The following is a 12635-nucleotide window of genomic DNA, read 5'->3' on the forward strand; positions in this document are numbered from 1 at the left end:
GCCTAGGCTTGCGGCATGGATCTGTTCGACGCGATGCGCACCGAGGCCTCGGGTGTCCCGGCGCCGTCGGCGTCGTCCCCGCTCGCCGTCCGCATGAGGCCGCGCACGCTCGACGAGGTCGTGGGCCAGTCGCACCTGCTCGGCGACGGGTCGCCACTGCGCAGGCTGATCGGCGAGACCGCGCCGGCCACGTCCGTCATGCTGTGGGGACCGCCTGGGACGGGCAAGACGACGCTCGCCTATCTCGTGGCGGGCGGCCGACGGTTCGTCGAGCTCTCCGCAGTGTCCTCCGGCGTCAAGGATGTGCGCGCCGTCATCGACGACTCGAAGCGCAGGCTCGCGACGGGGGAGCGCGAGACCGTCGTCTTCATCGACGAGATCCACCGCTTCACGCGCAGTCAGCAGGACATCCTGCTGCCGGCGGTCGAGAACCGTTGGATCACGCTGATCGGCGCCACCACCGAGAATCCGTCGTTCTCCGTGGTCGGGCCGTTGCTGTCGCGCTCCCTCCTCCTCACGTTGAAGCCGCTTCAGGTGGACGACGTGGTCGCGCTCGTCGAGCGCGCGGTCGAGGACCCTCGGGGGCTCGGGGGAGAGGTGACGCTCCAGGAGGACGCACGGGACCAGCTCGTGCGCGTGGCGGGGGCCGACGCCCGCAAGGCGCTCACGCTGCTCGAAGCGGTCGCCGACACCGCGGCCGACGGCGACGGGATCATCACTGAGGCGATCGTCGAGGCCACCATGGACGCCGCGCTCGTCGCCTATGACAAGTCGGGCGACCAGCACTACGACGTCATCTCCGCCTTCATCAAGTCGGTGCGCGGCTCCGACGTCGACGCGGCCCTGCACTACCTCGCGCGCATGGTCGTAGCGGGGGAGGACCCTCGCTTCATCGCGCGACGCCTGGTGATCCTCGCGTCGGAGGACATCGGGCTGGCCGACCCCCAGGGGCTCGTGATCGCGCAGGCCGCCGCTGACGCCGTGAGCTTCATCGGCATGCCTGAGGGACGTATCCCGCTCGCCGAGGCCACCGCGTACCTGGCGATGGCACCCAAGTCGAACCGTGCCTACAACGCCATCAACCAGGCGATCGCCGACGTCAAGGCCGGCCGTGCCGGCGTCGTCCCTGAGCACCTCCGGGACGCGCACTACAGCGGCGCCGAGAAGCTGGGCCACGGCAAGGGATACGTGTACAGCCACGACGCTCTTCGTGGCGTCGCGCGGCAGGAGTACCTGCCCGAGACGCTCCGCGGCACCCGCTACTACCTGCCCACCGAGCACGGCGTCGAGCGCACGCTCAGCGAGCGGCTCGACACGATCAGGGAGATGCTCGGCCGCGGCTGACACACGGCCCGTCACCTGGTACTCTTGTTCAGCCCTCGCGGACGGTTGGCTGCTGTCGCCGCGAACATGCACACATTCGTACTTTCTCGTGGCGCTCCCGCGCGCTCGAGGACTGTGAAGGAAACCATGACCTCTGTTCAGAAGGCACGCCGCCAGGTGCGGCTGTCCCGTGCACTCGGCCTCGCGCTGACCCCGAAGGCTGTCAAGCACTTCGAGAAGCGCCCCTACCCGCCGGGTGAGCACGGCCGTACCGCTCGCCGCAAGGAGAGCGACTACGCCGTGCGTCTGCGCGAGAAGCAGCGTCTTCGCGCGCAGTACGGTCTCCGCGAGAAGCAGATGACCGCGATCTACGCCGAGGCGAAGAAGGACGCCGGTCTGACCGGTGAGGCCTTCGTCGAGCTTCTCGAGATGCGTCTCGACGCGCTCGTGCTCCGCGCCGGCTTCGCCCGCACGATCCTGCAGGCCCGCCAGGCCGTCCTGCACCGCCACATCCTCGTGGACGGCAAGATCGTCGACCGCCCCTCGTTCCGCGTGAAGCCCGGCCAGACCATCCAGGTCAAGCCCAAGGCCGTCACCATGGAGCCCTACATGGCCGCCGCCGCGGGCGCGCACCGCGACGTGCTGCCCCAGGTCCCCGAGTACCTCAACGTCACGCTGGAGAAGCTCACGGCTCAGCTCGTGCGTCGCCCCAAGCGTGCCGAGGTCCCCGTGACCTGCGAGGTCCAGCTGGTCGTCGAGTACTACGCTCGCTAAGCCTGACCGACGGTAGGCTCTGACTCAGAGCCCGACCAAGCAGACGCCGCGGTGCGCTGCTCCCGCAAGGGAGGGCGTGCCGCGGCTTTCTGCTTATCCCAGAAGACCTCTTTCGAGACAGACTCGCTCACAGACAAGGACTTGCATGCGCTCCGCAGAGATCGCCACGCGATGGAACGACTACTTCGCGAAGCAGGGTCACCACATCGCACCCAGCACGTCGCTGGTGTCGCCTGACCCGTCGCTGCTGTTCACGGTCGCGGGCATGGTCCCGTTCATCCCGTACATCATCGGGACGGAGCAGTCTCCTCACCCGCGCATCGCCTCGGTCCAGAAGTGCATCCGCACCAAGGACATCGAGGAGGTCGGCAAGACCACCCGTCACGGCACGTTCTTCCAGATGCTCGGCAACTTCTCGTTCGGCGACTACTTCAAGGAAGGCGCGATCAACTTCGCGTGGGAGCTTCTCACCAGCCCCGAGTCCGAGGGTGGCTACGGCTTCGAGCCCGAGCGCTTCTGGGTCACGATCTGGAACGAGGACGACGAGGCGCTGTCGTCGCTCGTCAACGCCGGCGTGAACCCCGACCAGATCGTCAAGCTCACGCGCGAGGAGATCTTCTGGGACACCGGCCAGCCCGGTCCCGCCGGACCCTGCGCGGAGTGGCACTACGACCGCGGCCCCGAGTACGGGCCCGACGCGGTGGGCGGCACTGTCGACCCGGGTGGCGACCGCTACCTCGAGATCTGGAACCTGGTCTTCGACCAGTACCTCCGCGGCCCCGGCGACGGGAAGAACTACGAGCTCATCCGCGAGCTCGACCAGAAGGCGATCGACACCGGTGCCGGGCTCGAGCGCATCGCGTTCCTCAAGCAGGGCGTCGAGAACTTCTACGAGACCGACGAGGTCTTCCCGGTCATCGGCGAGGTGCAGAGGCTCACGGGTCTCACCTACGGCGAGGATAAGGATGCCGACGTCCGGTTCCGCGTGATCGCGGACCACATCAGGTCCTCGCTCATGCTGATCGGCGACGGTGTGAAGCCCGGCAACGAGGGCCGCGGCTACGTGCTCCGTCGCCTGCTGCGCCGCACCGTGCGCAACATGCGACTCATGGGCGTGGACGACGCGGCGCTTCCGGCGCTGCTGCCCGTCTCCAAGGACGCGATGAAGCTCACCTACCCGGAGCTCGACGCCGACTTCTCGCGCATCAGCGAGGTCGCGTACAAGGAGGAGGACGTGTTCCGGCGCACCCTCGCCTCCGGGACGACGATCTTCGACACCGCGGTGGCGAAGGCGAAGGACGCGGGCGCGAAGGCGCTTCCCGGTGCCGATGCCTTCCAGCTCCACGACACCTACGGCTTCCCGATCGACATCACGCTGGAGATGGCCTCCGAGGCGGGTCTCCAGGTTGACGAGGCGAAGTTCCGCGAGCTCATGAACGAGCAGCGGGAGCGCGCCCGCGCCGACGCGAAGGCCAAGAAGGGCGGGCATGCGGACACGGCCGTGTACGCGGGGCTTCTCGAGCAGCGCTCCACCGAGTTCAAGGGCTACCACGAGCTCGTCACCGCGACCGAGGTGCAGGGCATCCTCAAGGAGGGCAAGCCCGTGCCGGTCGGGGTCGAGGGCGACGTCCTCGAGATGGTGCTTCCCCAGACGCCCTTCTACGCGGAGTCCGGTGGCCAGGAGGCCGACGCGGGAGTGATCCGCGCGGCCAACGCCACGCTCGAGGTCATGGACGTGCAGCGTCCCATCAAGGGCCTCGTGGTGCACACCGTGAAGGTGGTCGAGGGAGAGGTCGCCGTGGGTGACGCCGTCTCCGCCGAGGTGGACGCTGAGTGGCGGCTGGGCGCGCGTCAGGCGCACTCCGGCACGCACCTCATCCACGCCGCGCTGCGCGAGGTGCTCGGCCCTGAGGCGCTCCAGTCCGGCTCGTACAACAAGCCCGGCTACCTGCGCCTCGACTTCTCGTGGGGTCAGGCGCTCAGCGCCGAGACCCGTTCGGAGATCGAGGAGGTCACCAACCGCGCGATCCGCAACGACCTGCCCGTGTCATGGCAGTACATGACCCTCCCCGAGGCCAAGGAGTGGGGCGCCGTCGCGCTGTTCGGCGAGACGTACGACGAGACCGCGGTCCGTGTCGTGCAGATCGGCGGCCCGTGGTCGCGCGAGCTGTGCGGAGGAACGCACGTCGAGCACTCGAGCCAGGTGGGCATGGTGGCCGTGAGCTCCGAGTCCTCCGTCGGCTCGGGATCGCGTCGCATCGAGGCTTTCGTGGGCTACGAGGCCTTCGAGCAGCTGGCCGCGGAGCGCGCGCTGGTGAGCGAGCTGACCTCCACGCTCAAGGTGCAGCCGGGGGAGCTCAAGGGCCGCATCGAGAAGCTCGTCGAGCGCGTCGCCGAGGCGGAGAAGCAGCTCGCGGGCTACCGTGCGCAGGCCATGCGGGACGCTGCCGCATCCCTGGTGGACACCGCGAAGGACGTGTCCGGTGTCCGCCTCGTCGCCCACGAGTCCGACGTCGCCGGCGACTCCGACGACCTCCGCACGCTCGTGACCGATGTGCGTGCGCGACTCGGCGAGTCCGCTCCCGCGGTCGTCGCCGCCACCGCGGCGATCGGCGGGCGTCCCCAGATCGTGGTCGGCACGAACCAGGCGGCCCGCGACGCAGGCATCAGGGCCGGCGACCTCGTCAAGGTCGCCGCCGGCGTGCTCGGCGGCGGCGGAGGCGGCAAGCCCGACCTCGCACAGGGCGGTGGCCAGGATGCGACGCGCATCGGCGCGGCGCTCGAGGCGATCGAGGCGGCGATCGCGCATCGTGGATAGGCACGTGCGCGTGAGCGTCGACGTGGGGACCGTGCGCGTCGGGGTCGCAGCGAGCGACCCCGACGGCCTGATGGCGTTCCCCATCGCGACGGTCACGCGCTCACCCCGAGCGCCGCGCGAGGTCGCGGACCTCATCGCGGAGCGGGAGGCGACCGAGGTGTTCGTCGGCCTTCCGCGTACCCTGAAGGGGCGAGAGGGCACCTCCGCCCAGGATGCGCGTGGGTTCGCTGCCGAGCTGGCGGAACTGACCGATGCGACGATTCGTTTGATCGACGAGCGTTTCTCCACAGCCTCCGCCTCGCGGCAGATGTCCGCCGCGGGAAGATCGGCGAAGGCGCAGAGGCAGGTGATCGATCAGGCCGCGGCCGTCGTGATCCTGGAGAGCGCGCTGGAAGTACAGAAGAATGGCAACCTCGGTACAGTGACCACCGAGGTAACACCCACCAAGGGGAACGATGACTGACCTGTTCGAGCCGGAGACGACGTCCACCACGTCGCTCGACATGCGCCGTCTGCAGCGCCGCAAGAGGCGCGCGACGCGACGCAAGTGGACCCTGGTGGCCGTGGCCGTCGGCCTGATCATCGTCGCGCTCGGCGCGTCGGTGGCGCGCAGCTTCCTCCTGGAGTTCGTCCCCGAGGAGAACACGATCGCCGACTATGAGGGCACTGGGCAGGGCACCGTCCAGGTGGTCGTCGAGTCCGGCGACACCGGTGCGGACATCGCACAGACGCTGTACGACGCGGGCGTCATCGCGTCGACCGAGGCCTTCATTCAGGCGACCTACCAGAACCCTGAGGCCTCCTCGATCACTCCTGGCTACTACTTCATGCAGCGCGAGATGTCCGCGGAGAACGCGCTCCTGCAGCTGCTCGACCCGAACTATCGGGAGCTGCGGACCATCACCATCCCCGAGGGGAAGACGGTCGAGACCTACTATCAGAAGATCGCGGACCTCACCGACTTCAGCTACGAGGAGGTCGAGGCTGCGGCGCAGGACACCGAGTCGATCGGCCTGCCCGAGGAGGCCGGCGGCAACATCGAGGGCTGGCTGTTCCCCAGCACCTACGAGTTCAACCCGGGAGTCACCCCCACGGACGTGCTGAGCGCCATGGTCGCCCAGACGGTGAGGGTCCTCGAGAAGAACAACATCGCCGAGGAGGACTGGGAGGAGACGATGATCGTCGCCTCGCTGATCGAGCGTGAGGCGCGGCTCGACGAGGACCGTCCGCTCATCTCCAGCGTGATCTACAACCGCCTCGAGATCGACATGATGCTCCAGTTCGACTCGACGGTGAAGTACTTCTCGCGCACCGAGGGCGTCTTCACCGACGACGACGAGCGCGCGACCGAGAACCCGTACAACACGTACCTGTACACGGGGCTCCCCCCGGGTCCGATCGCCGCACCCGGAGAGGCGTCGATCCAGGCCGCCGCCGCGCCCGCGGATACCGACTACCTGTTCTTCGTCACGGTCAACCTGACCACCGGCGAGACCAAGTACGCGACGACGTACGCGGACCACCAGGTGAACGTCCGCGAGCTCCAGGACTGGTACGCCCAGAACACGAACGACGACTGATCGCATGACCGGTGCGGAGCGTCGAGCCGGAGTGCTCGGCCACCCGATCGCGCACTCGCTCTCGCCCGCGCTCCACCGCGCGGCGTACCGCGAGCTGGGCCTGTCATGGAAGTACGACGCGTACGACGTCACCGAGCCTGAGCTTCCCTCGTTCATCGAGGGGCTCGGCCCCGAGTGGGCAGGGCTGTCGCTCACGATGCCGCTCAAGGCGGCAGCGATGCCGCTCATGGACTTCATCGAGCCCATGGCGAAGCTCGTGGGCGCGCTGAACACGGTGGTCGTGCAGCACGTCGGTGACACCCGACAGCTCGTGGGGGCGAACACCGATGTCCACGGCATCGTCGCCGCGTTCCGCGAGGCGGGTCTCGAGCATGCGCGCACCGCAGTGGTGATCGGCGGGGGAGCGACAGCCACCTCGGCCGTCGCCGCGCTCGGCCAGCTCGGCTGCGTCGCGCCCGTCGTGGCGGTGAGGAATCGGGCCCGTGCAGGGGGACTCGTGCGTGCCGCATCCCGCATGGGCCTGTCGCCGGTGCTCATCCCGCTCGGCGACGTGGAAGCCGGTGCCGCAGCGGTCGCGAGGGCGGAGCAGGCCGATGCGGTGGTGTCGACCATCCCGGCCGCGGCCGGCAGCGAGCTCGCCTCGTCGGTCCAGGGCCCCTCAGGTGTGCTGCTCGACGTCGTCTACGACCCGCTCGTCACGCCGTTCGCCGAAGCATGGCGGGGTCACGGGGGAGCGACCATCGGTGGCCAGAGAATGCTTCTCCATCAGGCCGTGGAGCAGGTGCGTCTGATGACCGGACAAATACCTTCAATTCAGACATTGGAATCCGCATTGCCTTAAGTGTGATAATTCCGACTCTCGCGTTCCAAGCCCTTGTTGCCGATGTTAGGTTCACAGGGCAGTCGCGCCCGGACGCGGCCGTGGGGAAGTAGGGAGTCACTGTGAAGCAGCTGGGGTCGATCCTCCTTGAGGAGGGTCTTCTGACTGAGGACCAGCTCATGGACGCGATCGACGCGCAGCAGCAGCGAGGTCAGTCTTTGGGGCGCACCCTCGTCGAGCTCGGGATGATCACCGAGTCGCAGCTCGTCCGCGCGCTGGCGAGCCAGGTGGGGATGCAGTTCGTCGAGCTGGCGGACTATCCCGTGGATCGTGCCGCTGTGGCCACCGTGCCGGCGAACGTGTGTCGCCGCCATGCCGCGCTCCCGATCGGGTTCGAGGACGGCGTGCTCAAGGTCGCGATGTCCAACCCCGGCAACGTGGTCGCGGTCGACGACTTCCGCACGATCACCAAGATGCAGGTCATGCCGGTGGTTGCTGCCCACGACGACCTGGTCGCCGCGATCGATCGCTACTGCCGTTCCGACGCGGAGCTCGAGGACCTCCAGGAGGAGCTGTCCGAGTCCGAGGTCAACCTTGACGATGAGACGCTCGGCTCGGGTGTGTCGGAGGACGACGCGCCGATCGTGCGCTTCGTCAACCTCCTCATCACCCAGGCCGTTCAGGACCGCGCGTCCGACATCCACATCGAGCCCACCGAGACGGACCTGCGCGTCCGGTATCGCATCGACGGCGTGCTTCACGAGATGCAGCGGGCCTCGAAGGCGATCAGCAACGGTGTGACGTCGCGTCTGAAGATCATGTCGGACATCGACATCGCCGAGCGTCGCAAGCCGCAGGACGGCCGTCTTTCCGTCAACCACCAGGGACGAAAGATCGACCTCCGTGTCGCGACGCTCCCCACGGTGTGGGGCGAGAAGGTCGTCATGCGAATCCTCGACAACTCGACCGCGACGCTGGACCTCGCTGACCTCGGCATCCGTGAGCACAACTACGTGCAGTACTCGGCGACGTTCACGAAGCCGTACGGCATGATCCTGGTCACGGGCCCCACGGGTTCCGGCAAGTCGACCACGCTGTACGCCACGTTGAACCAGATCAGCCGCCCCGAGATCAACGTCATCACGGTTGAGGACCCGGTCGAGTACCGGATCGCCGGCATCAACCAGGTGCAGGTCAATCCCAAGGCGGGCCTGACATTCGCGTCGGCGCTGCGCTCGATCCTTCGTGCCGACCCCGACGTGGTGCTGCTCGGTGAGATCCGAGACCACGAGACGGCGCAGATCGCTATCGAGGCGGCCCTCACCGGTCACCTCGTGCTCTCCACGCTCCACACGAACGATGCGCCCTCGGCGCTCACGCGCCTCATCGAGATGGACATCGAACCGTTCCTCGTGGGCTCGGCTGTCGACTGCGTGGTCGCCCAGCGTCTCGCCAGGCGCCTGTGCGACCACTGTGCGGTCGAGTACAAGATCGAGGAGAAGGAGATCCCCGCGAACGTGGGGTGGGTGGAAGGCGACACCTTGCCGGTCGTGTACCGCCCGGTCGGATGCCAGCGCTGCTCGAACACCGGCTACCGCGGACGCGTGGCGCTCCACGAGGTCATGACGGTGGATGAGGAGCTCGAGCGGCTCGCCGTGGCGCACGCCTCCGCGGCCGAGATCGGTCGCAAGGCGCGCGAGAACGGCATGGAGACGCTGCTCATGGATGGATGGGCGAAAGTGCTCGAAGGAACGACTTCGGTGGAGGAGCTGCTTCGTGTCGTCAAATAACGCCGTGGCGTTTCGTACTTGCAATAGTGAGAATTGTGTTGCATGGTTTGCAGTGATTGAGCGGTACCGGTTTTCTGCCGATACCCGGAGGGACAATCGCATGCGGGTCCAGGCAGCCCGTGCTGAGGGGAAGTGCTGAATGACGTCGTTCATGCCCGAGAACATTCCGGGACAGGGGCAGCCGACCCCTGCCACGCCGCCTGCCCAGCAGTCGTCCGGCCAGCCGACCTTCGCGCCCCAGCAGCAGTCGTTCAACCCGAACCCGGCCGCGGCGCCGCAGCAGCCCGCGGCACCTGCCGCTCTGCAGCAGCCGTCCGCGCAGACCGCCCCGCCCGCGTTCGGAGCGCAGCAGTCCTTCGCACCCGCGCCGCCTGCGCCGGCTCCTCAGTCCGCGCCCACCGTGGCGCCGCCTGCAGCCCCGGCCGCACCGGCGGTCCAGCGTCAGCCGCTCATGTCGCAGGGGCAGCCGCCGGCCGCTCCGCAGCAGCCTTCGGCGGCGCAGCCGGCACAGCAGGCGGCCCCGCCGGCCCGCCCCGCCGCACCGGCTCCCGCGACCACGCACCGCGTGGGCATGAGCCAGGAGCGCCAGGAGGGCGACCTCGACATCTCACAGGCGCTGCGGGGGATGCTGGCGTCCAAGGCGTCTGACCTCCACCTCACGACCGGCGCGCCGCCCATGGTGCGCGTCGACGGCGGACTGCGTCCCCTCGAGGGCTTCGGGCCGCTCACCAAGGAGGGCCTGCAGCGCACGCTCTATCAGATCCTGACCCAGGCGCAGCGTGAACGCTTCGAGGAGGAGCTCGAGCTCGACTTCTCGTACGCGCTCGTCGGCGAGGCCCGCTTCCGCGTCAACATGTACCAGCAGCGCGAGTCCGTGGGCGCCGCCTTCCGAGTGATCCCCTACGAGATCAAGCCGCTCGAGGCGCTCGGCATCCCCGCCGCGGTGAAGTCGTTCGCAGACCTGCCGCGCGGCCTGGTGCTGGTCACGGGTCCCACGGGTTCGGGAAAGTCGACCACGCTCGCCTCGCTGCTCGACCTGGTGAACCGCTCACGCAGCGGCCACATCATGACGGTCGAGGACCCGATCGAGTTCCTGCACCGTCACAAGCGCTCGCTCGTGAACCAGCGCGAGGTCGGCACGGACACGCACTCGTTCCAGAAGGCGCTCAAGCATGTGCTGCGCCAGGACCCGGACGTGATCCTCATCGGTGAGATGCGAGACCTGGAGACCATCCAGGTCGCTCTCACCGCCGCAGAGACCGGCCACCTCGTGTTCGCGACGCTGCACACCCAGGACGCGGCCCAGACGATCGACCGTGTCATCGACGTGTTCCCGGCCGAGCAGCAGGGGCAGGTGCGTACGCAGCTCGCGACCGCGATCCAGGGCGTGCTGTGCCAGGCGCTGCTGCCTCGCGCCGACGGACCCGGGCGTGCCGTCGCGGTCGAGGTGATGCTGGCCACGCCGGCCATCCGCAACCTCATTCGTGAGGGCAAGACCCACCAGATCCATACGTCGCTCCAGGCGGGAGCGTCGATGGGGATGCAGACCATGGACCAGCACCTTGCGGAGCTCGTGAAGGAGGGCGCGATCCACTACGACTACGCGGTCGAGATCGCCCACTCCGTCGAGGAGTTCAACAGGCTCGCGGGCCGCGCGAACGCGCAGCGGTAGCGGAGGACGACGATGGCTACAGCAACCAAGCAGTTCGAGTTCGTCGCGCGCGACGCGGCGGGCAAGGAGCACAAGTCCACGATCGAGGCGCCGTCCTCGGCCGCGGTCGCTCAGCGACTGCGCGAGCGCGGACTGACGCCGCTCGCCGTCAGCGAGGCCGGCGGCAAGGGCCTCAACGCCGAGATCAACATCCCCGGGCTCGGCGAACGGATCGGGCTCAAGGACATCGCGATCATGTCGCGCCAGTTGGCGGTCATGATCGGCGCAGGCCTCTCGCTCCTTCGCGCCCTGGCGATCCTCGCGGATCAGACCGAGAACAAGGCCCTCAAGAAGGTCATCGGGGAGGTGCGCACCGACGTCGAGACCGGATCATCGTTCTCGAAGGCGCTCGGCAGGCACCCTGAGACGTTCCCCCCGATCATGATCAACATGGTCAAGGCCGGTGAGGTCGGAGGCTTCCTGGACGAGGTGCTCGTCTCGATCGCGGAGAACTTCGAGAACGAGGTCGCGCTGCGCGGCAAGATCAAGTCGGCGATGACGTACCCGGTGGTGGTCTTCATCATCGCGATCCTCGCGACCGCCGCGATGCTCATCTTCATCGTGCCCGTGTTCGCCAACATGTTCTCCGACCTCGGTGGCGAGCTGCCGCTTCCCACCCAGTTCCTGGTCTACATGTCGAACATCATGACCGTAGCGGCACCGATCCTTCTGGTCGGCCTCATCGTCTTCTCCTTCTGGTGGCGCAAGAACAAGCACAAGGAGAAGGTCCGCCGGGCCTACCAGCCGATGATGCTCAAGCTTCCGATCTTCGGCATGCTCATCCGCAAGATCGCCGTGGCGCGCTTCGCGCGCTCCTTCGGGTCGATGATCCGTTCGGGCGTCCCGATCCTCCAGGCGCTCGACATCGTCGGCCAGGCGTCAGGCAACATCGTGGTCGAGGACGCGACTCGTGCGGTGCAGCAATCGGTGAGGAAGGGCAACTCGCTCGCGAAGCCGCTCGCGGACAGCCCTGTGTTCCCTCCGATGGTGGTGCAGATGATCGCGGTGGGTGAGGACACGGGTGCGCTGGACGAGATGCTGGACAAGATCGCCGATTTCTATGACCAGGAAGTGGAATCCACCACAGAGCAGTTGACCTCCCTCATCGAGCCCATCATGATTGCCGTGCTGGGTGGATTGATCGGATCTATGGTGATTGCGCTCTACCTGCCCCTTTTCAACATCTTCGAGCTTATTGGCTGAGTTTCGGAGCACAGCAGAATTTCACAGATGTGGTCGCGTTTCCGGGTGTTCGCCGGATTTCCCGTCAGGGGCGCGGCTATGACCGGGGGAAAACCTTCCCGCGGTTTTCAAAGAGAAAATGAAAGGCAATGCACATGATTGCTCGCATTCGCAAGCACCTGGAGGAGCGTCAGAACGGTGAGGGGGGCTTCACCCTCGTCGAGCTCCTCGTCGTCATCATCATCATCGGCATCCTCGCCGCCATCGCCATCCCGATCTACCTGGACCAGCAGGCCAAGGCCAAGGACTCCGCGGCCAAGTCGGACCTCGCGAACTACCGCACCCAGGTCGCCGCGTGGATGGTCGACAACCCCAGCTCCAACCCGAGCACCGGCGCGGTGTCGTGGAACGGCAGCCCGGACATCACGCCGACCGTCGTGAACGCCAGCTACCAGGCCGGCACCTTCTGCATCGCGGTGACCTACACCGGTGGCACGATGACGCAGATCTCGTCCGACCAGGACGGTGTGCTCTACGAGAACAGCGCCACCTGCTAAGGACTGACCACCCGGTCGTGGGGGGGGGGGGGGGGGGGGCGGCCCCCCCCCCCGGGGGGGTGTGGTGGTTGGGTTTGGGG

At 67.6% G+C, this 12635-nt stretch carries 10 protein-coding genes; all 10 read left to right on the top strand.

All coding sequences use genetic code 11. The annotated features are described in order from the left end of the window. The first annotated feature begins 15 nt into the window (after positions 1-15). The 10 genes from QQX04_RS07225 (at position 16) to QQX04_RS07270 (ending at position 12555) form a co-directional block, all read left to right on the top strand. Complete coding sequence (locus QQX04_RS07225) at positions 16-1344, top strand: replication-associated recombination protein A (RefSeq protein ID WP_301127653.1); 1329 nt, start codon at positions 16-18, stop codon at positions 1342-1344. Positions 1345-1470: 126 nt separating this feature from the next. Next, entirely contained in the window at positions 1471-2097 is a 627-nt protein-coding gene (gene rpsD / locus QQX04_RS07230) for a 30S ribosomal protein S4 (protein WP_301127655.1), read from the top strand. A gap of 145 nt (positions 2098-2242) precedes the next feature. Then, positions 2243-4915: an alanine--tRNA ligase gene (gene alaS, locus QQX04_RS07235; RefSeq protein WP_301127657.1), complete on the top strand. Its 2673-nt coding sequence runs from the start codon at positions 2243-2245 to the stop codon at positions 4913-4915. Between the two features lie 10 nt (positions 4916-4925). After that, a complete protein-coding gene (gene ruvX, locus QQX04_RS07240; protein WP_301127659.1) occupies positions 4926-5378 on the top strand; it encodes a Holliday junction resolvase RuvX in 453 nt (150 codons plus the stop codon). Next, positions 5371-6495: an endolytic transglycosylase MltG gene (mltG, locus tag QQX04_RS07245; protein WP_301127661.1), complete on the top strand. Its 1125-nt coding sequence runs from the start codon at positions 5371-5373 to the stop codon at positions 6493-6495. The genes ruvX and mltG overlap by 8 nt, the downstream gene beginning before the upstream one ends. Positions 6496-6499: 4 nt before the next feature. Continuing rightward, positions 6500-7336 (top strand): shikimate dehydrogenase, encoded by an 837-nt coding sequence (locus QQX04_RS07250; RefSeq protein ID WP_301127663.1) that lies wholly within the window; start codon positions 6500-6502, stop codon positions 7334-7336. 101 nt (positions 7337-7437) lie between these two features. Then, positions 7438-9105, top strand: a complete 1668-nt coding sequence (locus QQX04_RS07255; protein ID WP_301127665.1) for a GspE/PulE family protein — start codon at positions 7438-7440, stop codon at positions 9103-9105. Between the two features lie 151 nt (positions 9106-9256). Further along, complete coding sequence (locus tag QQX04_RS07260) at positions 9257-10777, top strand: type IV pilus twitching motility protein PilT (protein WP_301127667.1); 1521 nt, start codon at positions 9257-9259, stop codon at positions 10775-10777. Between the two features lie 12 nt (positions 10778-10789). Further along, positions 10790-12019 carry a type II secretion system F family protein gene (locus QQX04_RS07265; protein ID WP_301127668.1) on the top strand — a complete coding sequence of 410 codons (1230 nt, stop codon included), beginning with the start codon at positions 10790-10792 and terminating at the stop codon, positions 12017-12019. Positions 12020-12153: 134 nt separating this feature from the next. Continuing rightward, a complete protein-coding gene (locus QQX04_RS07270) occupies positions 12154-12555 on the top strand; it encodes a prepilin-type N-terminal cleavage/methylation domain-containing protein (RefSeq protein ID WP_301127669.1) in 402 nt (133 codons plus the stop codon). Positions 12556-12635 lie beyond the last annotated feature (80 nt).

The sequence above is a fragment of the Demequina zhanjiangensis genome (genome assembly GCF_030418315.1).
In the GTDB taxonomy this organism is placed as follows: domain Bacteria; phylum Actinomycetota; class Actinomycetes; order Actinomycetales; family Demequinaceae; genus Demequina; species Demequina zhanjiangensis.